This is a genomic window from Brachybacterium muris (genome assembly GCF_016907455.1).
Lineage (GTDB): Bacteria > Actinomycetota > Actinomycetes > Actinomycetales > Dermabacteraceae > Brachybacterium > Brachybacterium muris.
The window spans coordinates 1,548,143-1,570,195 of sequence record NZ_JAFBCB010000001.1; the positions used below are offsets into that span (position 1 = coordinate 1,548,143).

The following is a 22,053-nucleotide window of genomic DNA, read 5'->3' on the forward strand; positions in this document are numbered from 1 at the left end:
CACCCGCGTCCTGTTCGGCACGCACAGTAGGCTGGGAGCATGAGCCGCCCTTCCGACAACGGTTCGTGGAACCAGCCCTCCGATGATCCCTACGGTCCGTCCTCGTCGTCGGACCCGTACTCCTCGCCGTCCGCCTCCGATCCCTACGGCCAGCCCGCGCAGGGGCAGTCCTCCGCTTCGGAGCCGTGGGGCCCGCCTCAGCAGGCCGCAGGCGGCGGCTACCAGCAGCCATACGGTGCTCCCGGCGCTGCTCCCGGCGGGGCACCTGTGCCTGCCGGCGCTGCTCCCGGCGGGGCACCTGTGCCTGCCGGCGCCCCGGCCGGGCAGAGCCGCCTGGTGGTGGGCCTGCTGGGGATCTTCCTGGGCGGCTGGGGTGTGCACCGCTTCCTCATGGGCTACACCACTATCGGCATCATCCAGATCGCGGTCACCCTGGTCACCTGCGGCATCGGCTCGATCTGGGGACTGATCGAAGGCATCATGGTGCTCGCCAAGGCAGGGTCCTTCACCCACGACGCCCACGGTCGCCCGCTGACCGACTGACCGTCCGGCGCACAGTCCCACACCCCATGGCCACCCCGCAGTTCGTCCTGAACCTCCGCCGCCACATCGGCCACGCACTGCTGTGGATGAGCGGGGTGACAGCCGTCGTCCTGGACCGTTCGCACACCCACGTGCTGCTGGTGCGCCGCGCCGACAACGGGGCCTGGACCCACATCACCGGGATCATCGACCCGGGTGAGCAGCCCGCCGTGGCCGCCGCGCGCGAAGTCCGCGAGGAAGCCGGCATCGAGACCCGCATGGTGCGCCTGATCGACGTGTGCACCCTGCCGGAGATGACCTACGACAACGGCGATCGTGCCCAGTACCTGGACCTGTGCTTCCTCGCCGAGCACCTGAGCGGGGAGCCGCACCCCGCCGACGGCGAGAACACCGAGGCCCGCTGGTTCGCCCTCGACGAGCTGCCTCAGCTCAGCGAGCGCTTCGCCGAGCAGCTGCAGATCGCCCTGTCGGGACGCCTCCAGGCCGGGTTCAGGCAGTGACCGGGAGGAACCTGGCCGGAAGCTCGAACGCCGGGCCGGCGCCGGGCACCACCGTCGCGCTGCCTCTGGACCCCCAGGGCGATGACCTCGAGGACCTGGCACTGGTGCGGCTGCTGGCCGTGCCCCGCCGGGACCTGACCCGGGCCGGGGCCCTTGCCGCACACCTGTTGCCCTTCGCCGATGCCCTGCTGGTGGAGGTGTCCGTGGCAGGGAGGGTGGTGATCCCCGGCGCCTGGGTCGAACCGTCGATACTGCAGCAGGGCCGGCCAGCGCCACGCACTCAAGTGGTGCCCGACGACCTCCGGCTGCCCGCCGTGGTGGCGGGGGAGGGCTCCGCGGCCCAGCTGCACTGGGGGGAGACGGTGTGGACGCTGCCCTTCGACGATACCGTCGCCATCCCCACCGTGTGCCGGGCGAGCATCCACTCCACCGCACGGCTGCGCAGGTTGGCGCTGGTGGCCGCCGGTCGCCGGCAGGACGTGGCCCTCACCCTGTGGCGCGATCCCGGCTTCGAGGTGCCGTGGCACGACGTGCGCCTCGTGCCGCATGCCCGTTGGTGGTTCGAGATGGCCGATGTACCGCCCACCGCGACCTACCGCGACGCGCTGCGCCTGCACGGGATCGGGTGAGACGCCCACCACATTTTGCGTGTACCCTGGGCCGCCCCGCCGTTGGCTCCGCGTGAGCCCGGCGGATCACGTCAACGTCGACCTGAGGAGGAGCCCGTGCCTGCCACGCAGCCCCCACCATCACCGGGGACCGATCGCCGCACGTTCCTGCGGTACACCGCCGGGGTGGCCGCCGTGCTCCCCCTGGCCGCCCTCGCAGGATGCGGAGGCACCAACCGCGACCCCAACCTGATCCGCATCGCCTTCCAGCAGTTCGGCTCCGGCACCATCAAGGAGTGGTGGATCACCACCGCCGCACAGGAGTTCTCCGCCGAGAACCCCGACCTGGTGGTCGAACTGGTGCCGATCGTCGCCTCGGAGAACGACTACTTCACCAAGAACGAGCTGTTGATGAGCTCGCCCCGCACCAGCCCCGACCTGGTGTACGAGGACTCCTTCATCCTGCTGTCGGACGTGGGTGCCGGCTACCTGCAGCCCATCACCGATCTGGTGGAGGGCTTCGAGAACTGGGACGACATCGCCGATGCTTCCAAGGAAGCCGTCACCGGCGAGGACGGTGAGATCTACGGCGTCCCCATCACCACCGACACCCGCGCCCTGTGGTTCCACAAGGAGGTGTTCGCCGAGGCCGGCCTGCCGGAGGACTGGCAGCCCACCAGCTGGGAGGAGATCCTCGAGGCCGCCCGCACCATCCGCGACTCCGGCAGCGAGGCCACCCCGTTCTTCATGTTCGCCGGCACCCCCCAGGGGGAGAAGGCCTCCATGCAGGGCTTCGAGATGCTGCTGTACGGCACCGGGGACGGCACGGGCCTGTACGACAAGGACACCGAGAAGTGGATCCTGGGCAGCCCGGGCTTCGTGGACACCCTCACCTTCCTGCGCACGATCTTCGACGAGGAGCTCACCCTCTCCCTCAGCCAGCACCTGGACCCGAACATCGGCGAGTCGATCTACACCTCCCTGCTGCCGGACAAGAAGCTGGGGATCCTCATCGACGGCTCCTGGATCTCCCAGAACTGGACCGAGACCGGCACCCGGCCCTGGCCGGAGTGGCCCGATCAGATCGGCCTGGCGGACATGCCCACCCAGGACGGCGGCGGAACCGGCACCGTCACCCTGGCCGGCGGATGGGGCCTGTCGATCCCGCAGCACGTCACCGACCGCGACGTGGCCTTCGAGTTCCTCAAGAAGCTGGTCTCCACCGAGACGCTGGTCGACTACGCGATCCGCGACAACCACATCACGGTGCGGGCAGACGTCGCCGAGAGTGAGGAGTACCGCACGTACTCCCCGGCGGTCGAGTACTTCACGAACCTGCTGGAGACGGCCTACTACCGGCCCGCACTGCCGTCCTATCCGGAGGTGTCCTCGGCCATCCAGGAGGCCATGGAAGCGGTGATGACCGACACCAGCCCGGAGGACGCCGCCGCCGAGTACGACCGGACCGTCACCGAGATCGTGGGTGCGGAGAACGTGCAGGAGGCCAACGCATGAGCACCGCCACCACCGACCGCACCGAGGCGCAGCCCGCGCCGCAGAAGCGCAAGAGTCACGCCAGCCTGGGGGATCGCCTGACCTTCCCCCGCGCGGTGCCCATGCTGCCGGCGGGCCTGCTGCTGATCGGCTTCATGCTGGGCCCGATCCTGTACTCGCTGTACCTCGCCTTCACGGACAACGCGATCCGAGGCCGAGGCGCGGAGGAGACCTCGTTCGTCGGCTTCGACAACTTCGTCAAGGCCTTCACTGACGGCGACTTCTGGAACTCGGTGGCCCTGACCCTGGTGTTCACCATCATCTCCGCGGTGATCGGGCAGAACCTGCTGGGCCTCGCGCTCGCGCTGCTGATGGAGCGCGCGAACCGGATCATCACCTTCGCCGTCACCTCGGTGGTGATCGCTGCCTGGATCCTGCCCGAGGTGGTGGCCGGCTACCTGCTGTACACCTTCTTTGCCAATGAGGGCAGCCTGAACGCGATCATCACCGCGATCGGACTGCCCCCGCAGGACCTGCTGTTCAGCCTGCCGATCATCGCGGTGGCCTTCGCCAACGTGTGGCGCGGCACCGCGTTCTCGATGCTCGTGTACTCGGCGGCGCTCAGCTCCGTGCCCAGTGACATCTACGAGTCCGCCGCGATCGACGGTGCCGGGCCCGTGCGGCGCTTCTGGTCGGTGACGGTGCCGATGCTCCGACCGGCGATCGCCACCAACCTGATGCTGATCACCCTGCAGACCCTCTCGGTGTTCGGCCTGATCTTCATCATGACCGGCGGTGGCCCGGCCCGTCAGAGCCAGACCCTGCCGCTGTACATGTACGAGCAGGCCTTCTCCTACGGCCAGCTCGGCTACGGCACGGCAGTGGCCCTCCTGCTGCTGCTGATCGGTGCCGCCGCCTCCCTGGTGTACCTGCGTCTGCTCCCCGAGGAGGACAAGCGATGAGTGCCCCGAACACCGCCACCGCCGTCGAGGATCGTTCTGGCAACGACGAGGCCGGCTCGCCCTCCCCGGTCCGCTCCAGCACCGGCACCCGCTCCCGCGGCGCCTCGATCGCCAGCAGCATCGCGATGCTGGTGATCGGCCTGTCCTTCCTGGTGCCCCTGCTGTGGGTGGTCCTGGCCTCCTTCGACACCGAGGCGAGCCTCGCCGTGAAGTGGCCCTCGAGGTGGAGCCTGGACAACTACGGGGCCATCTGGAACACGGAGACCACCTTCCGGCCGCTGTGGAACTCGCTGCTGCTGTGCGGCGGTGCCACCTTGGTGACGATGACCGCTGCGGTCCTGTGCGCCTACCCCATGAGCCGGTTCCGGTTCCGCGCCAAGCGGCCGCTGCTGCTGACGATCATCTTCTCCACCGGTCTGCCGATCACCGCGATCATGATCCCGGTGTACTCGCTGTTCGTGCAGGTGAACCTGATCGACTCGATGTTCGGGGCGATCCTGTTCCTGGGTGCCAGTTCCCTGCCGTACGCCATCTTCCTGACCAAGGGGTTCATGGACGGCGTGCCGGTGGAGATCGAGGAGAGCGCCTGGACGGAGGGCGCCGGGGTGTACCGGGCGCTGTGGTCGGTGGTGATGCCGCTGATGAAGTCCGGCCTGGCCGTGGCCACGATCTTCACCTTCGTGTCCATGTGGGGCAACTTCTTCGTGCCGTTCATGCTGCTGCTGAGCCCGGAGAACCTGCCGGCGGCGGTCACCCTGTACACCTTCTCCTCCCAGTACGGGCAGGTGGCGTACGGGCAGCTGGCGGCGTTCTCGATCTTCTACTCCATCCCGGTGGTGGTGCTGTACCTGTTCCTGGGCCGCACCCTGGGTCAGGGCTTCGCCGCCGCAGGCGGTGTGAAGGGCTGAGCCGACCACTCGTTCGATCCTCATCCGTGCCCTCGGGCCCGGGCCTTACTAGCGTCGGTGTCGTACCGCCCTCGACGAAGGAGCAGCCATGAACCAGGACGAGAACCAGAAGAGCAGCACCCAGATCGCCGCGGACCCGGCGCGCTCCACCCTGCAGCCGCAGGTGGCAGAGCACGCCCTCGGGCTCGGCACCAAGGACGGGGAGCCCCACTTCCCGTCCCAGGACCAGCAGCCCCCGGGGCTCACCGCCCCGATGCAGCCGGTGCCCGATCACGGTGAGGAGTCCTACGTGGGACACGGCCGCCTGGAGGGCCTCGCCGCGCTGATCACCGGCGGTGACTCCGGCATCGGCCGCGCCGTCGCGATCGCTTACGCCCGCGAGGGCGCCGACGTCGCGATCTCCTACCTGCCCGAGGAGCAGGAGGACGCCGAGGAGACCGGTCGCTGGATCGAGAAGGCCGGCCGGCGTGCCCTGCTGCTGCCCGGTGACATCCAGGACGAACAGCTGGCCCGCTCCCTGGTCACCGACACCGTGGAGGGGTTCGGCCGGCTGGACGTGCTGGTCAACAACGCCGCCTTCCAGTGGGGCCGGGCCGAGCCCAAGGGCATCGAGGGCATGGACTCCGCGCGCCTGCACCGCACGCTGACCACGAACCTCGAGGCACTGTTCTGGATCACGCAGGAGGCCGCGAAGCACCTTAAGCCCGGCGGCTCGGTCATCAACTGCACCTCGATCCAGTCCTACGACCCCTCGGTGCCGCTGATGGACTACGCCGCCACCAAGGCCGCGATCAACAACGTCACCGTGAACCTCGCTGCGGACCTCGGCGAGAAGGGAGTGCGCGTGAACGCGGTCGCTCCCGGACCGATCTGGACCCCGCTGAACGTCGCCACCCGCACCCCGGACGACTACACCGAGTTCGGCGGCAACACCCCACTGGGCCGTGCCGGTCAGCCCTCCGAGGTGGCCGGGGCATTCGTGTTCCTCGCGAGCCCCGCCGAGGCCAGCTACGTCTCCGGCACCGTCCTCGGTGTCACCGGCGGCCGGCCCGTCTTCTGATCAGCGGAAGATGACGGTGCGGGCACCGTCCAGCAGCACGCGGGACTGGGCGTACCAGCCGACGGCCTGGCGCAGGGTGCGGCACTCGGTGTCCTGCCCTATGGCCATCAGCTCGGCGGGGGAGCGGGTGTGGTCCACCCGGGTCACGTTCTGCTCGATGATCGGGCCCTCGTCCAGGTCGCTGGTGACGAAGTGGGCGGTGGCACCGATCTGCTTCACGCCGCGGGCGTGGGCCTGCCGGTAGGGGTTGGCGCCCTTGAAGCCCGGCAGGAACGAGTGGTGGATGTTGATGCAGCGCCCGGCGAGCGCATCGCACAGCTCGGGGGAGAGGATCTGCATGTAGCGCGCCAGCACCACCAGCTCCACGTCGTGCTCATCGACGGCCTGCAGCACCCGGGCTTCGAAGGCTGCCTTCTGCTCGGGCCCCTTGACGGGCAGGTGCTCGAACGGCACCTCGTAGAACCCGGCCAGAGGGGCCAGCGTGTCGTGGTTGGCGAGGATCAGCGGCACCTCGAGCGGGAGGTTCCCGGCGTCCGTCTGGAACAGCAGATCGTTGACGCAGTGCTTCGCGGTGGAGGCCAGGATCAGGGTGCGCAGCGGCCTGCCTGCGACGTCGAGGGTGTGCTCGATGTCGTAACGATCGATGACAGGCTGCAGCTCCTGCTCGAACTGCTCCTGGGCGGCCGGGGTGTCCACCTGGATCCGCATGTAGAAGCGGTCGGTGGAGGCGCTGGCGAACTGCTGGGACTCGGTGATGTTGCCGCCGGTGGCGACCACCGCGCCGGTGACGGCGTGGACGATGCCGGGGCGGTCCTCGCACACGAGGGTCAGCACGAGATGATGGTTCTGGGTGGTCATCCGGGCAGTGTAGGTATCCACCAATGCGGATGCCGGAGTGTCCGCACTGAGGACGGGCACTGCACTAGGCGCCTGGCGTACACCGGGCGCCCCTGGCTCAGAAGAGGATCTCGCGGGTGGCCGGCTCGCCCCGGGCGATCACGCGGCCGTCACGGTAGGAGGCGATGAGTCCCGCGTTCCAGGCCAGGGCCTCCTGCCAGCTCGAGGCATCCAGGATCACGAAGCTCGCGGCCTTGCCCACCTCGATGCCGTAGTCATCGCCCAGGTGCAGGGTGCGGGCGGCGTTGTGGGTGATGAAGCGGTAGGACTGCTGGATCTGCTCGCGGCCCATCATCTGGGTGACGTACAGGCCGTTGAGCACGACGTCGCGCAGGTTCCCGGTGCCCAGCGGGTTCCAGGGGTCCACGATGTCGTCCTGCCCGAAGCTGACGTTGATGCCGGCCTCGGTGAGCTCCTTGACCCGGGTGACGCCGCGGCGCTTGGGGTAGGTGTCGGTGCGGCCCTGCAGGTGGGTGTTCACCAGGGGGTTGGAGACGAAGTTGATCCCGCTCATGGTGAGCAGGCGCATCAGGCGCACCACGTAGGCGTTGTTGTAGGAGTGCATGGCAGTGGTGTGGCTGGCCGTGACCCGGTCCCGGAGCCCCAGCTCCAGTGCGCGGGTGGCGAGGGTCTCCAGGCCCCGGGAGGCCTCGTCGTCGATCTCGTCGCAGTGCACGTCCACCAGCAGGTCGAACTCGGCAGCGAGTTCGCACACCAGGTTCAACGAGTCCACGGCGTACTCGCGGGTGAACTCGAAGTGGGGGATCGCCCCGAGCGCGTCGACGCCCATCTCGGCGGCCTTGCGCATGAGGGCGGGGCCGTCGGGGAAGGACAGGATGCCCTCCTGGGGGAACGCGACCAGCTGGAGGGTGATGGTGTCCTTCAGCTCCTCACGCAGTTCCAGCAGGGCCCGCAGTGCGGTCAGCTCGGGATCGGTGACGTCCACGTGGCTGCGCACGTACTGGATGCCGAAGCCGGCCTGCTGGCGGATCGCCCGGCCGGCGCGGTCCTTGACGTCCTCGACGGTGAGGTCGCGCTTGCGCTCGCTCCATACCTCGATGCCCTCGAAGAGGGTGCCGGACTCGTTGTACCGGGGCTGGCCGGCGGTGAGTGCCGAGTCCAGGTGGACGTGGGACTCGATGATCGGCGGCAGCGCGAGCCGTCCGTGGCCCTCCACGATCTCCTCGCCCTCCAGCGGATCGAGGCTCGGGGCGATCGCGGTGATTCGGCCGTCCTGGATGCGCAGGTCGCTGGGCTGTTCTGCGTCCTCGATGCGGAGTGAACGGATCAGGGTGCTGGAGGCGCTCATGAGGCCAGTCTCTCAGGGGCACGACGGTCCAGCAGCAGATCGCCCAGCAGGTAGCAGACCACCGCGACCACCATCGCGTTGATCGAGGCGATGCCCACGGGCACGGTCCAGCCCACCAGGCCGCCGGCGACCACACCGAGTACGGATCCCCAGGCCACCACCGAGTGGGGAGCCTGGCCGTCGGCATAGTCGCGGCGCTTGCGCAGGAAGTCGGCGATGAGGATCGCACCGATCGGGGGGAGGGTGGCGTTCAAGACGTTCAGCCACAGGATGAAGTTGTCGTAGAGCCACAGGGCGCCCAGGGTGCCGAGCACACCGGCCACCAGCACCAGGGGCCGCTTGTCGATCTTGGTCACGTTCGCGAAGCCGAGGCCCGTGGTGTACAGGGCGTTGTTGTTGGTGGTCCAGATGTTCGCGCCCAGCACGATCAGTGCGGGGATCGCCAGTCCCTGGGCGATCATCACGTAGAAGATGTCCTGCTGGCCGGTGAAGGCGCCGCCGACGGCTCCGAAGCTGAACATCAGGGCGTTGCCCAGCAGGAACGCGACCACGGTGGTGATCACGGCGATGCGGGGGCTGGAGGCGAAGCGGGTGAAGTTGGGGGTGGCGGTGCCGCCGGAGACGAAGGAGCCCACCACCAGACCGATGCCCACCACCAGCGGCATCCCGGAGGACTGAGCGAACACCTGGGCAAGGCCCCCTCCCTCGGCGGTGGCGGTGATCATCGAATAGGTGCCGAGCACGGCGATCAGCGGCACGGAGATGAAGCTGACGATCTCGATGGCGCGGATGCCGTAGTACGCCGAGGCGGTCATCAGAGCCCCGGCGATCAGCACGATGGGCCAGGGGCCGATGCCCAGCAGTTCCCCGGTGGGAAGGGCGAACATCGCCACGCCCACCCCGAACCAGCCCATCTGGGTCAGGGAGATCAGGGCCGAGGGCAGGTAGGAGCCGGCCCTGCCGAAGGCGCGCTGTGCCAGCAGGTCCATGCTCATGCCGGTGCGGGCGCCGATGTAGCCCAGGGCCCCGGTGTAGGCGGCGAGGATCAGGCCGCCGATGATGATCGCGGCGAGGAAACCGGTGAGGTCCAGGCCGTTGCCGAGGCGGGCGCCCACGCTCATGGAGGCCGAGAAGAAGGTGAAGCCCAGCATCACGAAGCCCACCGACCAGAAGCCGCGCCGTGCGCCGAGCGGCACCGGCTCCAGCGAGTAGTCGTGGTCCCCGCGGGGCGGGGTGTCGGTGCTGGGGGCGGTGGTAGCGCTCTTCGTCACGGTGGCACTGTACGACTCGCGAGGACCTTCCGGTACGACGTTCCGGGATGGGAGCGAGAGGATGACCATTCGGACTCCCGTGATCTCACCTCATCGATGCGGCGCATCGTCGCGATCGTGGCCGCGCTGAACCTGATCGCCTGCGTGGTGGAGGGGGTGATCGCCTGGCGGATCGGCTCGGTGGCACTGTTCGCCGACGCGGCCGACTTCCTCGAGGACTTCCTGATCAACACCTTGGTACTGGTGGCGGCGGGCTGGCCGCTGGCCTCGCGTCGAAAGGCCTCGTACGCGCTGGCCGGGCTGATCCTGCTGCCGGCGTTCGCGGCCCTGTGGACGGCGATCCATCGGATCCTGGAGGGCGGCACCCCGCAGCCGCTGGTGCTCGGCGCCACCGGGGCCGGTGCCCTGGTGGTCAATCTGGTGTGCGCGGTGCTGCTGATGCGGCTTCGGTCCGGCCACGGCTCGTTGGGGCGCGGCGCGTGGCTGGCCGCCCGCAACGACGCGCTGGCCAATGTGCTGATCATCGCGGCAGGTGCCGTGATGCTGGTCTGGGCGTCACCTGTGCCGGACATCGTGGTGGGTCTGGTGATCGCGGCGGTCAACGCCGGGGCCCCGGTGGAGGTGTTCCGGGAAACCCGCGAGGAGCATCCCGAGCTGGAGCTCGACGACGACTGAGAGCGATTCGGACGGTCCCGTGACGATGCGGGGCGGTGCTCACCCTGCCCTGAGGACCCTGAGGACCCTGAGGACCCTGAGGTGCTCGTCCAGCACCCCTGCCGCACCGGGATTCGCCCGGCAGGTGGACATCGGCACCTGACCGAACTCGCGGCGGGGGAGCGGTTGCCTGCAGAGGTGGGCGGTGAGGTCCTCGTCCCAGGCGATCTGGACGTACCACCGGTCGGCTTCCCGGGTGATGCGGCGCACCGAGCCCGTAGCGCACAGCTCCTGCCGCCGGGACAGGTAGGCCCAGATCCTGTCCCCCTCCCGCATGATGCGGAATCCGCTGCGCAGGCACCAGCGGTCGATCCTCTGCGACCGGGCGATCGCCTCCCACACGGAGGTGGCGTCCGGCCGGGTGGCCCAGTCGTGCGGTTGGTGCTCGGCGTGGGCCGCGGGGTCGATGGGCAGCAGCCAGTGCGTCATCGACCCAGACTAGGCGGGCGGGGGATGGCCCCTCGGGGACGACAGGAGCCGGAGCGGTCCCGCGGGAACGCCCCGGCTCCTGTCGTGCGGAGATGAAGGGTCAGCGCAGCTTCACGATCGACCAGCCCAGCACGGACCCGTCGGCCGCATGCACCGCGAAGGTGTCGGCCCCACCGCGGGTGTCCGGCAGGGAGACGGTGATCGTGCCCTGGTCATCCGCCAGCTGCCAGTCACCCAGCTGGGTGCCGTCGAAGGTGACGCCGTAGGTCTCCGCACGAAGCCTGCAGCGCCGGCTCGCCCAGAGCGGGACGGACTTCGGGACCATCCGCGATGCCACCGTGAACGCCATTGCCGTCGAGCTGCTCCAGCAGACGGACAGATCGATCGCCTCCATCGTCCGCACGCTCGGCTACGCCGATCCAGCGGCCTTCTCAATCGCTTTCAAGAGATGGAACGGAGTACCGCCCTCGGCCTTTCGTGCGGCAAGTCCGTCCGCGGACCTCGGGTGCAGGGAGGGTCAGGACGTCCAGCTTCGCCGATAGCATGTGCAGAGGGCCAGGAGAGGACATCATGGAGAAGTTCCAGGTGGATGAGCGAGCACGCGTCACGCGGGCCAAGGATTTTGCGCAGAAGTGGGCTGGCCGTGGTTACGAGAAGGGCGACACCCACTCGTTCTGGCTCGAACTGCTGCGGGACGTGGTCGGCATGGAGGATGTCACGACCAATGTCCGCTTCGAGCGCTCCACCTCTGAACGCGGGTACATCGACGTCGTGATCCCCGGTGCGAAGACCGTCATCGAGCAGAAGTCCCTCGGTATCGACCTTGATAGGCCGGAAATGCGCCAGGGAATGTCAGTGACTCCGTTCGCCCAGGCCAAGCGCTACGCCGACTCGCTCCCGAACTCACAGCGGCCCGACACGATCATCGTGTCGGACTTCGACCACTTCCGTATCCACGATCTCGACACCGAGCAGCCAGCGAAGAACTACGTCTCGTTCCGGCTGGATGAGCTTCCCCAGCAGCTCCACCTGCTCGATTTCCTGATCGACCCTCAGCGGGCCCGCGCCGCCCGCGAGGAACAGGTCTCCCTCGACGCCGGTGCTCTGATCGGCAAGGTCTACCGGCTTCTGCGCGCTCAGTACGTCGATCCCGACTCTCCCGAGAGCCGCCACGCCCTGAACGTGCTCTGCGTAAGGCTGGTGTTCTGCCTGTTCGCTGAGGACGCCGGTCTGTTCCCGAAGGATGCCTTCTACAACTACCTCAAGGGGATGCCAACCAGGCAGGTCCGTGTGGCGATGAAGGAGCTGTTCGCCTACCTTCGGGCAAAGCCTGAAGAGCGCGATCCCTATGCCTCCGATGAGCTTCGCGCGTTCCCCTACGTCAATGGCGGCCTGTTCGAGGCCGAGGTGGAGGTCCCGAGCTTCACCGACGAGATCGTCGAGGTACTGCTCGAGGAGGTCAGCCATGGAACCAACTGGTCCGAGATCTCGCCGACGGTCTTCGGCGGGGTGTTCGAGTCGACGCTCAACCCTGAGACGCGCCGCTCCGGTGGCATGCACTACACGTCACCGGAGAACATCCACCGGCTGATAGACCCGCTATTCCTCGACGGCTTGAAGTCCGAGCTCGACGCGATCTTGATGAATACGGACCTGGGCGATCGGGCCAGGCGCTTCGCCCTGGAGAAGTACCACGACAGGCTAGCGGGCCTGACGTTCTTCGACCCGGCCTGCGGTTCAGGGAACTTCTTGACCGAGACCTACATCAGCCTGCGCCGGCTGGAGAACAAGGTCCTCTCGGAGCTGCTCAACAATCAGGGAGTGTTCGGGCTGACGCCTGAGGACACCCCGCTCAAGGTCTCGCTCGAGCAGTTCCATGGGATCGAGATCAACGACTTCGCTGTCAACGTCGCCTCGACAGCGATGTGGATCGCCGAGCTCCAGGCCAACGCTGAGGCGCAGACCATCGTGTTCCAAGCAATCCAGGACCTGCCACTCAAAGACGCGGCCCACATCGTGCTCGGTAACGCTTTGGAAGTCGACTGGCAGGAAGTTCTGTCCGCTGATCAGTGTGACTACATCATCGGCAACCCGCCGTTCCGCGGTGCTCGATACCAAACTGCTGAACAGAAGGCCGAACTGGCGGAGGTATTCGGTGGCGCCCGCAACGCCGGGAACGTTGACTACGTTTCCGGTTGGTTCATGAAGGCCGCGCAGTACATGGGCGACCGCCCGATCCGGGCCGCATTTGTCGCAACCAATTCGATCTGCCAGGGCGAGCAGGTGGCGAACGTGTGGGCGCCGATCTACGAGCTGGGCTTCCGGATCGACTTCGCACACGACACCTTCCGCTGGACGAACGAGGCCGCCGATGCCGCAGCAGTGTTCGTTGTCATCGTCGGCTTCTCGAAGCAGGGCGGGCCGAAGCGGCTCTACCACTACGCAACGGTTGATTCCGAGCCAGTACTGGAGCACCCGGAGCAGCTGAACGCCTACTTGAAGGATGCTCCTGACGTCCTGGTGTGGAACCGCTCCAGACCATTGTGCTACGTCCCTCGTATCGGCATCGGGAACAAGCCGATCGACGGCGGCAACTACCTGTTCACCCCGGAAGAGAAGGCCGCTTTCCTTGCGTTGGAGCCAGCAGCGGAGCAGTTCTTCCATCGCTGGTTCGGATCGGTGGAGTTCATTCGCGGTGTAGAGCGTTGGGTTCTCTGGCTGGGAGAGGCGACCCCGGCCGAGCTCGCCAAGCTCCCGGAGTCGGTCAAGCGCGTACAGGCGGTGCGGGACTTCCGAGCTGCAAGCAAGAGCGCTCCAACACGGGCGATCGCAGCTACGCCAACCCGCTTCCACGTGGAGAACATGCCCGAGGGCGAGTCGATCCTGGTGCCCAAGGTTTCCTCAGAGCGTCGTCGTTACATCCCGCTCGGGCACCTCGGCGAGGGCGCGATGGCCAGCGACCTCGTGTTCCTGATCGCCAACGCCTCGCTCTACCACTTTGGTGTTCTGCATTCACGTGCGCACAACGCCTGGATGCGCACGGTCGCCGGGCGGCTGAAGTCGGACTACCGGTATTCCGGCGGGGTCGTCTACAACAACTTCGTGTGGCCAGAGGCCACCGAGACCCAACAGGCGAAGATCGCCGAGCTCGCCCAAGCGGTCTTGGATGCGCGTCAGCAGTATCCCGACTCGACCATTTCGCAGATGTACGACCCGAATCTCGACTTCATGTTCCCGGCTCTCACAGCTGCGCATTCCGCTCTTGACGCTGCTGTCGAGCGCGCCTATGGCCTCGAGCCGGGTCTTGATGAGAAGGATGTGGTGGCACACCTGTTCGAGCTGTACAGCGCGGCCGTGGGGCACTAGTTGCCGAAGGCTGGAGCTGGAACGGATTCACGATCTTGCACATTGCCGTCCTCCGGCCCGAATACTGGGACGAAGTCGTCTGCGCAATGAGTTCGGCCAGGGCCCGGGAGCAGTCCATATGCGTCAGCGGCCACATCCCATGACCGCCAGCCCCCAAGCTGCCAGCAACGAAGAAGGCCGCCGACCAGTGTTATCACTGATCAGCGGCCTGTCTCGGTCGGGCTGACAGGATTTGAACCTGCGACCCCTTGACCCCCAGCCTCAGGCGTGACGTGGCACGACGTCCCCCGACGTGTCAACTCCGCTGGTCAACTCGAGGTTGATACGCCGAGAGAAGCCCAGAGACACCCCGGAACTAGACCCCGTTGCTACACGCGTTGCTACACGAAAGGCCCATCATGAACAGCCAGAACACCACCACGGTCGTCACCGACACCGACCAGGTCCGCACCGACCGCGCCGTGCTCAGCGTCCGCACCGTGCACGACGGCCACGACTACCAGCGCCACGTGATCCTCGAGGTCGACGACGAGCCGATGACTGCCCGGCAGGCCCGCGAGACCGCCGCCGCCCTACTCGAGGCAGCCGACCGCATCGATGGCCGCGAATCCCAGGTGCTCAGCATCTGCGGCAAGTAAGCACCCCACCGGCAACGCTCCCGCGAACGGCCCCGGTACTCGGGGCCGTGGCATGCTCACCTCACCTTGCCGCTCAGCCCCTTGACGAAGCGGTCCCGCTCGCCACCCCACGAGTCTTGGCGCGCGCTGACGACGAGAGCCTGCGCCAACTTGCCGAGCTCTGTATCCCGCGCCCGAATCCGAACTGCCAGCGCCCTAAGTCGGGCTCTCTCGTCATCGTGTTCGCGGCGCACTGGAGAGCGCCCCGAGGTGAGTCCAGGGATCTCAAGAGAAGTCAGCTCGGTGAGCACGGCGACGTCCTGCGCCGCTGCTCGGTACCGTTCGCACCCCTCCAGCAGTTCGCCGGCCAGATCAGCGATCGTCTCGAGCCGCGCCGCCCTCCGTGCGCGCGCATCCGAGTAGAGCCCGAGCAACCCGGGCACTAGCCTCGGGCTTTCATCGTTGAGGTGTCCGAGGGGCGGGTCGTGATGGGTGAGTATTCGTAGTCGTGGGAGCCACCGAATCTTGCTCTTGGGGACCGCCGATCGTGCCGACGGGGGCCAGTAGCCGCCGCGGTGGGGACCACTGGCTCCCGCCGGCATCGGGTCACTGGGGCAGTGCGGTGTGTTCTCGCATGTTCCTGTCGCCGGTGTCGATCCAGATTGTGTTGTGCACGATGCGGTCCATGATCGCATCGGCGTGGACTGCTCCACCGAGCCGGGCGTGCCAGTCCTTCTTCGGGTACTGGGTGCAGAACACGGTCGAGCCGGTGTCATAGCGGCGCTCGAGCAGTTCCAGCAGCATCGAACGCATTCCCTCGTCAGGATGGTCCAGCAGCCACTCGTCGATCACCAGCAGCGAGAACGTGGAGTACTTCCGCAGGAACTTCGTCTGGCCCTGCGGCTTGTCCTTTGCCAGGGCCCAGGCCTCTTCGAGGTCGGGCATTCGGATGTAGTGGGCTCGGAGCCGGTGCTGGCAGGCCTGCTTCGCCAGCGCGCAGCCGAGGTAGGACTTCCCTGAGCCGGTGAAGCCCTGGAAGACCACGTTCTGTTGCCGCTGGATGAAGGAGCAGGTTGCCAGTTGCGCGATCACGTTCCGGTTCAGTCCCCGTTCCTCGACCAGATCCAGCCGCCGCAGGTCCGCTCCGGGATAACGCAGCCCCGCCCGGCGGATCAGACCCTCGACCTTTCCATGATTGAAGATGGAATGCGCCTCGTCCACGATCAGCTGGAGCCGTTCCTGGAACGACATCCCCAGCACGTGAGCCTCATCCTGGGCATCGATCGCGTCCAGCAGCGCGGTCGCGCCCATCTCGCGCAGCTTCCGCTTCGTGTCGTTATCGATCACGCTCACCGGACACCTCCGGCGTAGTAGTCGGCGCCACGGACGTATCCGCCGTCTTCCGCGGGTTCCTCGCGGGGTGGACGCAGGGCGGCGACCTTGTCCTGCCCGGTGGCCAAGATCGGGTGCAGATGCGCATAGCGCGGTGAACGGACCCGTCCCGTCAGCGCGAGTGCGCAGGCCGCCTCGACCCGATCTACGGAGAAGCGGCGAGAGAGCCGTAGCACCGCCAACGCGGGATCCAGGCCCTGTTCCACGATCGGCACGGACTCGAAGATCCGCTGGATCACGATCACCGTGGCCGGCCCGACCCGATCTGCCCACGCCCGCACCCTCTGCGCGTCCCAGGCCTGGAAACGCTCGCCCGCAGGTAGGTCCGCGTCGTTGGTGCGGTACTCATTGCTCGCGGTCTCCGGGAGCAGCAGGTGACTGGTCAGTCGCTGGCTGCCCTGATAGATCTCCAGCGTCCGGGCCGTGATGCGCAGATCGACCTTCGCGCCGATGTGCGCGAACGGCGCGGAGTAGAAGTTCCGCGCGAACGTGACGTGCCCGTTCCTGCCCACTCGTCGTCCGTAGTGCCATGTCGAGATCTCGTAGGGCACCGCCGGCAGCGGCGTCAGCAGCGGCCGCTCCTCCGCGTCGAACACGCTGGCGCGGGATCCGGGCCGCTTCTGGAACGGCTCCGCGTTATAGGCCTCCATCCGCTGCCCGATGGCGGCTGCAAGTTCGGGCAGGGACGTGAATCGCTGATCCCGCAGCCCGGCGATGACCCAGGTCGCGACGTGCGCGACGGTGTTCTCCACGCTCGCCTTGTCTTTCGGTTTCCGCACCCTCCCCGGGAGCACCGCCGCCGAGTAATGCGCTGCCATCTCGCGATACGCATCGTTCAGGACGATCTCGCCCTCGCGGGGGTGCTTCACCACACCGGTCTTGAGGTTGTCCGGAACGATCCTCGGGACCGTCCCGCCCAGCGCCTCGAACATCGCTACGTGCGCTCGCAGCCAGGACTCCTGGCGCATATCCAGCGCCGGGAAGCAGAACGCGTAACGAGAAAAAGGCAGGCAGGCAACGAACAAGAACACCTTCGAGACCTCGCCGGTGACCGGATCGGCCAGCTCCATCGTGGGGCCGGACCAGTCGACCTCCACGCTCTGGCCGGCCTTGTGACCGACTCTCGAAGCGGCACCGGTGACCATGACGTGGTGCTGGTAGGTGCGGCAAAACCGGTCATACCCCATCGCCGGATCCCCAGCCGCCGTGGTCGCGTCGAAGTACTCGCCGTGCAACAGCTTCAGCGTCACGCCGACCCTGGCCATCTCTCGATGGACCTGTTCCCAGTCCGGCTGTGCGAACACGCTCTCGTGCTCGCCCCGGCCCGGGAACAACCGGGCATACACCTGCTCATCGGCGACGTCCGCGATATCGCCCCACCCGATCCCTGCAGCGTCAGCGGCCTCGAACACCGCCCTCACGGACTTGCGGGACATGCCCTGCGAGGACGAAATCGCTCGCCCCGACAGACCTTCTGCGCGCAGCTGGAGCACCAGCTTCGCCCTGATCTTCCGTACCATTCCAGATTGCTCCTTCCGCCGCGTGCCCTATACACACGGCGGAAGGAGCGTAGACAGAGCGGCCCCAACGACACCACTGGTGGTCCCGAACGACGCCACCGCTACGGCAGCGACGTGGCACCCGAACCCTCGATCAGCGGACCCCAGCGAGGCGAATATTCAATGGGTGAAGGTGCTCCTGAACTGGAAGAATAGGGCTTGTCAAGAGTCCAGTTCTTCGCAGTCCAAGGAGCACCTTCAGGGTGAATACTACCGGGTTGTATCCACGTCCTCAGGTTGATGTCGCATCGGTGCCCGCCGTCGGTCAAGCAGGCGGGATCCTGCTGACCCAGACGCTGCGGGCGACGGGCCTGGCCAACGAGCTGTCTAGAGCGCTGGCCCCGTGGAGGAAGCAGTTCTCGCGGCATGATCCGGGGAAGATCCTCACCGATCTTGCGCTGATGCTCGCGGTCGGTGGGGACTGCCTGGCCGACGTCGCGACGCTGCGGGCGGAACCGGAGGTGTATGGGCCTGTGGCCTCGGATCCGACGATCTCCCGCCTGCTGACCGCCCTGGCGGCTGACGTCGACAAGGCCGAGAACGCGATCAGCACGGCCCGCCGGAATGCTCGCAAGAACGCCTGGGCTCAGGCCGGGCATCACGCCCCCAATGCGAACGCAACGGTGAAGAATCCGCTGGTCATCGACCTGGATGCATCACTGGTGACGTCCCATAGCGAGAAGGAGTTCGCCAGGCCGACGTTCAAGAAGGGTTTCGGATTCCATCCGTTGCTGGCGTTCGTCGACCACGGCACCGGAGGAAGCGGAGAGATGCTGACCTGTCTCCTGCGCCCCGGTAACGCCGGTTCGAACACCGCCGCCGATCACAAGAGCGTGATCGCCGATGCGCTGGCTCAGGTGGGGATGGGGTCCCGGCCCGGGAAGAAAGTGCTGGTCCGGATTGACGGGGCCGGTGGCACGAAGAAGACGCTGCAGGAGCTCGTGAAGCGGCGGGTCTCGTACTCGGTCGGATTCACCCTGCCTGCGAACACGCCGGAACTGTTTCGCTTGATCCCGAAGGACGTGTGGGAGCCGGCCTACAACCCAGGCGGCGACGTCCGGGACGGCGCGGACGTCGCCGAACTGACCGGGCTGCTCGACCTCGACGAGGACTGGCCGACCGGGATGCGAGTCATCGTCCGGCGTGAGCGCCCTCATCCCGGGGCGCAGCTGCGGTTCGATGACGTCGATGGCTACCGGCTCACTGCGTTCGCGACCAACACCTCCACGGGCCAGCTCGCCGATCTCGAGGTGCGTCACCGTCGGCGTGCTCGTTGCGAGGACCGGATCCGGGCCGCGAAAGACATGGGCCTGCGGAACCTGCCCCTGACCTCGTTCGCGCAGAACCGGATCTGGTGCCAGATCGTGGCTCTGGCCAGTGAGATCACTGCCTGGATGGGGCTGCTCGGCTACGCCGACCAGCCCGCTCGGCGGTGGGAACCCAAACGCGTGCGCCACCGCCTGTTCCAGATCCCCGCGACCATCGCACGGCATGCTCGTCAGCAGGTCCTACACCTCTCGGACCAGTCACTCTGGGCCCGGATCGTCCTGGCAGGCCACGCCCGCCTCACCCAACTCCCCGCCCCCGCCGGATAGCCTCACAAACTCGTCGTTGACCGCACTCCCCAAGGACCCTGGCTCTGGACGCCCGACCACCGCGACCGACACGCGGCGGACCGTCACACCCTGATGCCAGAATCGGCTACGGACATCGGCCTCGACGCCCGACACTGCCGCTCAGCAGCACCGTGAAAGATCGAGGCTAGGGCACCGACGAGCGCAGAGAGAATCGCGACGGCCCCTGTCGCGAGGATCGTGTTCGTATCCATAGCCGAAGTATGCCTAGCCGGGTACCCGCGCGACCGCCGAGCGGATTCCTGGCCGAAAAGTAATCATCCGCGGTAGATCCAACCGTCACGGGTCTGCCTCGCTCCGGGGGCTACGTACACCGCTCCAAACTCTTCGAGGATCGCCTCATCACTGGTCTTGGTCTCCGGCTCGACCCAGCCCATTGGGACCGAGCGCCCATCTTGAAGCCCACATTTCGCACAGAAGTAGTCCGAGACGGGCGCGTCAGTTCGATCGCGCTCGATTGTTCCCTGCTGGAACCTGTGCTGCACCTTGTAGTGCCTCGCGGGCGTGAATTGGAGGTAGCGGAGGTAGGCGTCGGTTCGGCAGTTCCGGCATGAAGGAGTGTTCATCGCCTCATTCTGCCCGATCGTCTACCTCGAGTAGCCGCCCGGCCATGCGCGCGCCCGCGCGCGCGACCCCCCGGAGACCCGTCGGAGAGAGAGAACGCTAACCGGAACCCCACTCGGGTGCCCCGGCCCGCCAAGATGACGACGCCCCTCCCCCTGAGCGGGGAGAGAGCGCCGACCGCGACGCGAGGCGGGGCCGGGAACGACCCGGCAGCACCGCAGTGGACCCGGGACACCTCGTACCCGTCCTCACACGTCTACGGGCCGCACAGGGACTAGCGCTCGAGGACCCAGCGTCCGCCGCCTCCGGGGAACATGTCGAGCCGGTACCGAACCCGCCGCCCATCCTGGAGGCCGACGGTCACAGAATCGCCGCCGTCCGCGAGCTCGTTGATCCACGAGCCGGCGAACTCGTCGCCACCGTCGAGGGGGAAAGAGAGGCTCGAGCCCGTGGCGGGCAGGCTGTTCGGCATGTCGCTCATGCGGTCAGCGTAGCCGGGCATGAGCACGGCCCCCGGACGGAACATCCCGGGGGCCGTGCAGGGCTCCGCACCCGGAAGGGAGTGGCGGGGCCGAGGGCGGGCGCGAGAGCCCGCCCGGTCTGGTCACCGACGATCAGCCGGCGGTGAGGCTCAGGACGTTGATCCCCGCCGGGCGGTAGACGTCGAGCGCGAACCGGCCCTCGCCGCGCAGCCGCACCTGGTTGCGCGCGGCGTCGTCGTTGATCGTGATCGCCCGGACCTCGAGACCCTCAGCCCCGAGACGGATCGCGGCGGAGCCCTCGCTCAGCGCGACCGCGGTCCCCGAGGGGATGCCACCCGAGACGACGACCTGGTGACCCCACACGGTGCGGGCCGCCGCGTCGACGGCCCCGCCGAGGTCGAAGCCGCCGCCGGCGTGCCGGGTCGTGGTCATGGTGTGCCAGTCGTCCGGATGCACGGCGACGCCGGCGACGTTGAAGCCGGTCGCCTCGAGCCTGTTCGCGCCGGCCGCGATGGTCGTCACCGCGTCCGTGGTGAACGGCTGATCCAGGACACCGCTCGTGTTCAGCAGCCCCGCGAAGTGCTTGCCGACGACGCTCGTGCCGTCCTCGCCGATGATGTCTGAGCCGTCGCCGGTGAACACCTCGTCCTCGACCGCGAGCCGCAGCCCGTAGATCAGCTCCGACTGGAGGAACTCACCGAGCGCGGCCGAGTCCCGCAGGGTGTGCTCCGGGATCGGTCCGGCGATGTGCGCGAACACGGCGAGCCGGTTCTCGATATCGCGGAACGTGATCTCGCTGTCCGGCTTGACCTGACCGGTCCCGACGATGCCGGCGTTGAACGTCCGACCGACCTGCTGTCGGAAGTACCAACCCGGCGTCTGCGAGACGAGCGCCGGCAGCAGGTCGAACACGGTCACCGGTCGACCCTCACGCGCGATCGGCAGCGCGTCCTCCCTCAGCGGGACCGTCTGGGGCACGCTCGTCGGCATGACCTTCGAGCCCATCGGCCCGGTGGTCGCGCTCATCAGCGCCTCCGCGGCACGCCGCCCGGCACCTTTCCGCCCGAAAATCAGCCGCGACGCCGTGCCCGTGTCGTCCTCGTCGTCACCGTTGCCGGCGAACCGCTCGAGCCACTCCCGGTGCTCAGCAGCCTTCGCGAGCTGCTTGTCGAGGTCCTCGACCTCGCTGATCTTCTGGTCGACCAGCGCGGCCTCACCGTCGGTCAGGTCCCGGCCCGCAGCCGTCGCCCGCTCAGCGATCGCCTTCGCTTCTGCGAGCGCGTCAGCCCGCTTGTCCTTGAGATTCATCGTGTGCACCCTCCGTGCTGTGAGGGCCGCGCCGTCGCGTGTCACGTGCGCGGCCGGAAAGAGTCGAGCGCCACCGACGACCGATGTCGTCGTGCGCTCAGGCACGGCCGCCCCCGTGGCGGTCGTCCTCGTGTTCCGTGTCCCGCGCATCGCCTCCGACTTACGCCCAGCCCGGGTCGCCTCGTCGTTACGTGCACCGACAGGATCACCCTACCGTCATTCGAACGGCTGTTCGAGCAGGTTCGGCCCCGCGCGCCGCGTGTCCCAGTGATCCCGCGCACCGTCGGCCGGTACCGCCCACGCGACCGGGACACGCCGGCCCAGCATGTCGACCTCGAACCGGATCGGCACCGCACCCGGGGTGCCCTCCGGCACCTCACCCGGTCCCAGCCCGTCCCCGGTGTTCTCGGGGGGCACCTCCGCCCAGCCGAACACC

At 67.6% G+C, this 22,053-nt stretch carries 24 protein-coding genes; 12 read left to right on the forward strand and 12 right to left on the reverse strand.

Annotated elements, in window-relative coordinates; genetic code table 11:
* The first annotated feature begins 39 nt into the window (after positions 1 to 39).
* The 7 genes from JOD52_RS07115 (at position 40) to JOD52_RS07145 (ending at position 6,075) form a co-directional block, all read left to right on the forward strand.
* Positions 40 to 543 carry a TM2 domain-containing protein gene (locus JOD52_RS07115; RefSeq protein WP_204409189.1) on the forward strand — a complete coding sequence of 168 codons (504 nt, stop codon included), beginning with the start codon at positions 40 to 42 and terminating at the stop codon, positions 541 to 543.
* A gap of 26 nt (positions 544 to 569) precedes the next feature.
* Positions 570 to 1,043: an NUDIX hydrolase gene (locus JOD52_RS07120; RefSeq protein ID WP_204409190.1), complete on the forward strand. Its 474-nt coding sequence runs from the start codon at positions 570 to 572 to the stop codon at positions 1,041 to 1,043.
* On the forward strand, positions 1,040 to 1,672 hold the full coding sequence (locus JOD52_RS07125; protein ID WP_204409191.1) for a hypothetical protein: 633 nt from the start codon (positions 1,040 to 1,042) through the stop codon (positions 1,670 to 1,672). Before JOD52_RS07120 ends, JOD52_RS07125 begins: the two co-directional genes overlap by 4 nt.
* A 96-nt stretch (positions 1,673 to 1,768) precedes the next feature.
* A complete protein-coding gene (locus JOD52_RS07130) occupies positions 1,769 to 3,166 on the forward strand; it encodes an extracellular solute-binding protein (protein WP_204409192.1) in 1,398 nt (465 codons plus the stop codon).
* Positions 3,163 to 4,107 carry a carbohydrate ABC transporter permease gene (locus tag JOD52_RS07135; RefSeq protein WP_204409193.1) on the forward strand — a complete coding sequence of 315 codons (945 nt, stop codon included), beginning with the start codon at positions 3,163 to 3,165 and terminating at the stop codon, positions 4,105 to 4,107. The genes JOD52_RS07130 and JOD52_RS07135 overlap by 4 nt, the downstream gene beginning before the upstream one ends.
* A gap of 125 nt (positions 4,108 to 4,232) precedes the next feature.
* The gene (locus tag JOD52_RS07140; RefSeq protein ID WP_237738638.1) at positions 4,233 to 5,015 is read left to right on the forward strand and encodes a carbohydrate ABC transporter permease; all 783 of its coding nucleotides are present in this window, start codon (positions 4,233 to 4,235) and stop codon (positions 5,013 to 5,015) included.
* A gap of 88 nt (positions 5,016 to 5,103) precedes the next feature.
* Positions 5,104 to 6,075 (forward strand): SDR family oxidoreductase, encoded by a 972-nt coding sequence (locus JOD52_RS07145; protein ID WP_239551823.1) that lies wholly within the window; start codon positions 5,104 to 5,106, stop codon positions 6,073 to 6,075.
* Here JOD52_RS07145 and purU read toward each other — a convergent pair whose 3' ends face one another.
* The 3 genes from purU to codB all read right to left on the reverse strand — a co-directional run bounded on the left by purU (position 6,076) and on the right by codB (position 9,552).
* Positions 6,076 to 6,933 (reverse strand): formyltetrahydrofolate deformylase, encoded by an 858-nt coding sequence (purU, locus tag JOD52_RS07150; protein WP_204409195.1) that lies wholly within the window; start codon positions 6,931 to 6,933, stop codon positions 6,076 to 6,078.
* A gap of 97 nt (positions 6,934 to 7,030) precedes the next feature.
* Positions 7,031 to 8,281, reverse strand: coding sequence for a cytosine deaminase (codA, locus tag JOD52_RS07155; protein WP_204409196.1), 1,251 nt, complete (start codon positions 8,279 to 8,281; stop codon positions 7,031 to 7,033).
* Positions 8,278 to 9,552: a cytosine permease gene (codB, locus tag JOD52_RS07160; protein WP_204409197.1), complete on the reverse strand. Its 1,275-nt coding sequence runs from the start codon at positions 9,550 to 9,552 to the stop codon at positions 8,278 to 8,280. The genes codA and codB overlap by 4 nt, the downstream gene beginning before the upstream one ends.
* A gap of 96 nt (positions 9,553 to 9,648) precedes the next feature.
* On the opposite strand from codB, the gene JOD52_RS07165 reads away from it, so the two are divergent.
* Complete coding sequence (locus tag JOD52_RS07165; RefSeq protein WP_204409198.1) at positions 9,649 to 10,227, forward strand: cation efflux transmembrane domain-containing protein; 579 nt, start codon at positions 9,649 to 9,651, stop codon at positions 10,225 to 10,227.
* Between the two features lie 39 nt (positions 10,228 to 10,266).
* On the opposite strand, the gene JOD52_RS07170 is transcribed toward JOD52_RS07165, so the two are convergent.
* Positions 10,267 to 10,695 carry a hypothetical protein gene (locus JOD52_RS07170; protein WP_204409199.1) on the reverse strand — a complete coding sequence of 143 codons (429 nt, stop codon included), beginning with the start codon at positions 10,693 to 10,695 and terminating at the stop codon, positions 10,267 to 10,269.
* A 100-nt stretch (positions 10,696 to 10,795) separates the two neighbouring features.
* The gene (locus tag JOD52_RS07175; RefSeq protein ID WP_204409200.1) at positions 10,796 to 11,020 is read right to left on the reverse strand and encodes a hypothetical protein; all 225 of its coding nucleotides are present in this window, start codon (positions 11,018 to 11,020) and stop codon (positions 10,796 to 10,798) included.
* Here JOD52_RS07175 and JOD52_RS17860 point away from each other — a divergent pair.
* From JOD52_RS17860 to JOD52_RS07190, 3 genes are all read left to right on the forward strand, one after another.
* Positions 11,019 to 11,237, forward strand: a complete 219-nt coding sequence (locus JOD52_RS17860; RefSeq protein ID WP_376983397.1) for a helix-turn-helix domain-containing protein — start codon at positions 11,019 to 11,021, stop codon at positions 11,235 to 11,237. The two genes, JOD52_RS07175 and JOD52_RS17860, sit on opposite strands and share 2 nt — an antisense overlap.
* A gap of 28 nt (positions 11,238 to 11,265) precedes the next feature.
* Positions 11,266 to 14,061 carry a class I SAM-dependent DNA methyltransferase gene (locus tag JOD52_RS07185; protein ID WP_204409201.1) on the forward strand — a complete coding sequence of 932 codons (2,796 nt, stop codon included), beginning with the start codon at positions 11,266 to 11,268 and terminating at the stop codon, positions 14,059 to 14,061.
* Positions 14,062 to 14,459: 398 nt separating this feature from the next.
* Positions 14,460 to 14,699: a hypothetical protein gene (locus JOD52_RS07190; protein ID WP_204409202.1), complete on the forward strand. Its 240-nt coding sequence runs from the start codon at positions 14,460 to 14,462 to the stop codon at positions 14,697 to 14,699.
* Positions 14,700 to 14,755: 56 nt separating this feature from the next.
* Here JOD52_RS07190 and JOD52_RS07195 read toward each other — a convergent pair whose 3' ends face one another.
* The 3 genes from JOD52_RS07195 to istA are packed head-to-tail and all read right to left on the reverse strand — an operon-like array spanning position 14,756 to position 17,590.
* The gene (locus JOD52_RS07195) at positions 14,756 to 15,280 is read right to left on the reverse strand and encodes a hypothetical protein (RefSeq protein ID WP_204409203.1); all 525 of its coding nucleotides are present in this window, start codon (positions 15,278 to 15,280) and stop codon (positions 14,756 to 14,758) included.
* Between the two features lie 4 nt (positions 15,281 to 15,284).
* Positions 15,285 to 16,031 (reverse strand): ATP-binding protein, encoded by a 747-nt coding sequence (locus tag JOD52_RS07200; protein ID WP_338124028.1) that lies wholly within the window; start codon positions 16,029 to 16,031, stop codon positions 15,285 to 15,287.
* A complete protein-coding gene (gene istA, locus JOD52_RS07205) occupies positions 16,028 to 17,590 on the reverse strand; it encodes an IS21 family transposase (RefSeq protein ID WP_204408388.1) in 1,563 nt (520 codons plus the stop codon). Before istA ends, JOD52_RS07200 begins: the two co-directional genes overlap by 4 nt.
* Before the next feature lie 242 nt (positions 17,591 to 17,832).
* On the opposite strand from istA, the gene JOD52_RS07210 reads away from it, so the two are divergent.
* A complete protein-coding gene (locus JOD52_RS07210; protein WP_204408535.1) occupies positions 17,833 to 19,224 on the forward strand; it encodes an IS1380 family transposase in 1,392 nt (463 codons plus the stop codon).
* 296 nt (positions 19,225 to 19,520) lie between these two features.
* Here the strand turns inward: JOD52_RS07210 and JOD52_RS07215 are convergent, their stop codons facing one another.
* The 4 genes from JOD52_RS07215 to JOD52_RS07230 form a co-directional block, all read right to left on the reverse strand.
* Positions 19,521 to 19,829, reverse strand: a complete 309-nt coding sequence (locus JOD52_RS07215) for a hypothetical protein (RefSeq protein ID WP_204409204.1) — start codon at positions 19,827 to 19,829, stop codon at positions 19,521 to 19,523.
* Positions 19,830 to 20,101: 272 nt separating this feature from the next.
* Entirely contained in the window at positions 20,102 to 20,308 is a 207-nt protein-coding gene (locus JOD52_RS07220; RefSeq protein WP_204409205.1) for a hypothetical protein, read from the reverse strand.
* 133 nt (positions 20,309 to 20,441) lie between these two features.
* A complete protein-coding gene (locus JOD52_RS07225; protein WP_204409206.1) occupies positions 20,442 to 21,617 on the reverse strand; it encodes a phage major capsid protein in 1,176 nt (391 codons plus the stop codon).
* A gap of 216 nt (positions 21,618 to 21,833) precedes the next feature.
* Positions 21,834 to 22,052 (reverse strand): hypothetical protein, encoded by a 219-nt coding sequence (locus tag JOD52_RS07230; RefSeq protein ID WP_204409207.1) that lies wholly within the window; start codon positions 22,050 to 22,052, stop codon positions 21,834 to 21,836.
* Position 22,053 lies beyond the last annotated feature (1 nt).

What these genes read in the sequence shown, in the direction of transcription:
- JOD52_RS07115 (WP_204409189.1), top strand. Translation starts at nt 40, where the DNA reads ATGAGCCGCCCTTCCGACAACGGTTCGTGGAACCAGCCCTCCGATGAT.
- JOD52_RS07120 (WP_204409190.1), top strand. Translation starts at nt 570, where the DNA reads ATGGCCACCCCGCAGTTCGTCCTGAACCTCCGCCGCCACATCGGCCAC.
- JOD52_RS07135 (WP_204409193.1), top strand. Translation starts at nt 3,163, where the DNA reads ATGAGCACCGCCACCACCGACCGCACCGAGGCGCAGCCCGCGCCGCAG.
- JOD52_RS07140 (WP_237738638.1), top strand. Translation starts at nt 4,233, where the DNA reads ATGCTGGTGATCGGCCTGTCCTTCCTGGTGCCCCTGCTGTGGGTGGTC.
- JOD52_RS07145 (WP_239551823.1), top strand. Translation starts at nt 5,104, where the DNA reads ATGAACCAGGACGAGAACCAGAAGAGCAGCACCCAGATCGCCGCGGAC.
- purU (WP_204409195.1), bottom strand. Translation starts at nt 6,933, where the DNA reads ATGACCACCCAGAACCATCATCTCGTGCTGACCCTCGTGTGCGAGGAC.
- codA (WP_204409196.1), bottom strand. Translation starts at nt 8,281, where the DNA reads ATGAGCGCCTCCAGCACCCTGATCCGTTCACTCCGCATCGAGGACGCA.
- JOD52_RS07165 (WP_204409198.1), top strand. Translation starts at nt 9,649, where the DNA reads ATGCGGCGCATCGTCGCGATCGTGGCCGCGCTGAACCTGATCGCCTGC.
- JOD52_RS07170 (WP_204409199.1), bottom strand. Translation starts at nt 10,695, where the DNA reads ATGACGCACTGGCTGCTGCCCATCGACCCCGCGGCCCACGCCGAGCAC.
- JOD52_RS07175 (WP_204409200.1), bottom strand. Translation starts at nt 11,020, where the DNA reads ATGGTCCCGAAGTCCGTCCCGCTCTGGGCGAGCCGGCGCTGCAGGCTT.
- JOD52_RS07185 (WP_204409201.1), top strand. Translation starts at nt 11,266, where the DNA reads ATGGAGAAGTTCCAGGTGGATGAGCGAGCACGCGTCACGCGGGCCAAG.
- JOD52_RS07190 (WP_204409202.1), top strand. Translation starts at nt 14,460, where the DNA reads ATGAACAGCCAGAACACCACCACGGTCGTCACCGACACCGACCAGGTC.
- JOD52_RS07195 (WP_204409203.1), bottom strand. Translation starts at nt 15,280, where the DNA reads ATGCCGGCGGGAGCCAGTGGTCCCCACCGCGGCGGCTACTGGCCCCCG.
- istA (WP_204408388.1), bottom strand. Translation starts at nt 17,590, where the DNA reads ATGGTACGGAAGATCAGGGCGAAGCTGGTGCTCCAGCTGCGCGCAGAA.
- JOD52_RS07215 (WP_204409204.1), bottom strand. Translation starts at nt 19,829, where the DNA reads ATGAACACTCCTTCATGCCGGAACTGCCGAACCGACGCCTACCTCCGC.
- JOD52_RS07220 (WP_204409205.1), bottom strand. Translation starts at nt 20,308, where the DNA reads ATGAGCGACATGCCGAACAGCCTGCCCGCCACGGGCTCGAGCCTCTCT.
- JOD52_RS07225 (WP_204409206.1), bottom strand. Translation starts at nt 21,617, where the DNA reads ATGAATCTCAAGGACAAGCGGGCTGACGCGCTCGCAGAAGCGAAGGCG.